Origin of the sequence: Sphingopyxis sp. RIFCSPHIGHO2_12_FULL_65_19 (genome assembly GCF_001830555.1) — a bacterium.
In the GTDB taxonomy this organism is placed as follows: domain Bacteria; phylum Pseudomonadota; class Alphaproteobacteria; order Sphingomonadales; family Sphingomonadaceae; genus Sphingopyxis.
This window is the reverse complement of record NZ_MIAM01000017.1, coordinates 95,875-96,763: the sequence shown is the minus strand read 5'-3', so window position 1 is coordinate 96,763 and position 889 is coordinate 95,875. Positions and strand designations below refer to the sequence as shown.

Below are 889 nucleotides of genomic sequence, written 5' to 3'. Positions count from 1 at the left end.
CGGCGGGCGCCCGCCTCTACGACGAGGGCGATCCCGCGCGGGGATTGCCGTCCTGCGCCTCGTGCCACGGTGTGGGCGGCGTGGGCGATGCCGCTAATCCGCCGCTGGCCGGTCAGCCCGCCGCCTATATCTCGGGTCAGCTTCGCGCGTGGCGCGAAGCGAAGCGCAACAATGACCCGCTGGGCGAGATGCGCCGCGTCAGCCGCCTGCTCTCGGCCGCCGAGCTTGCGGCGGTGTCCCGTCATGCGGCGTCCTTTCCGCACCATCCTCCGGAAGCTCGGGCAACATCCCCCGCAGCACGTCGTGCCGATCCCAGAAATGATGTTTCAGAGCCGCGCCAACGTGCAGCGGGATCATCGCGACGAGGAGAATGATCAGGAGCGCATGGATTCCCTCCGCCCAGTCGAGAATCCACCACTGAATGCCTTTTTCCAGACTGTCGAAGGGCATGTGCGGCCAGGGAAGGAGCCCCGCCACTTCGAGCGGCTCGCCGCCGACCACCGACCACATCGCCCAGCCCGAGAGCGGCAGACCGAAAAAGCAGACGTAAAAGAGTATGTGCGTCACATAGGCTGCGACCGTCTGCCAGCCCAGCCGGTCGGCATCGTTGATGGGACCCGGCACGATCATCCGCCAGATCGCGCGCAGCGCAGCAAGCACGAGCATCAGCAGGCCGAGTTCGGCATGAACCCGAAACGCCTCCAACTTGTCGCCACCCGCGTCGATGCGGCTCATGCGCCAGCCCCAGCCGAGCTGGAATAGGATGAGCGCGGCCATCGTCCAGTGGAATAGCTGCCCGACGGGCGAGTAGCGGCGGTCGGCGGCATAGCGCGCCGCCCACGCCTGGATCGCCTCGATCATGCTGCCACCGGGGGCGGCTCGCCGAGGA

1 protein-coding gene and 1 pseudogene are annotated in these 889 nt (G+C 67.6%); one reads left to right on the top strand and one right to left on the bottom strand.

The window, feature by feature from the left end; genetic code table 11:
- Positions 1-44 precede the first annotated feature (44 nt).
- Positions 45-125, top strand: a pseudogene (locus A3E77_RS19410) (c-type cytochrome); the annotation flags it as partial.
- A gap of 73 nt (positions 126-198) precedes the next feature.
- Here the strand turns inward: A3E77_RS19410 and A3E77_RS06010 are convergent.
- A complete protein-coding gene (locus A3E77_RS06010; RefSeq protein ID WP_293644200.1) occupies positions 199-861 on the bottom strand; it encodes a cytochrome b in 663 nt (220 codons plus the stop codon).
- Positions 862-889: the final 28 nt, after the last annotated feature.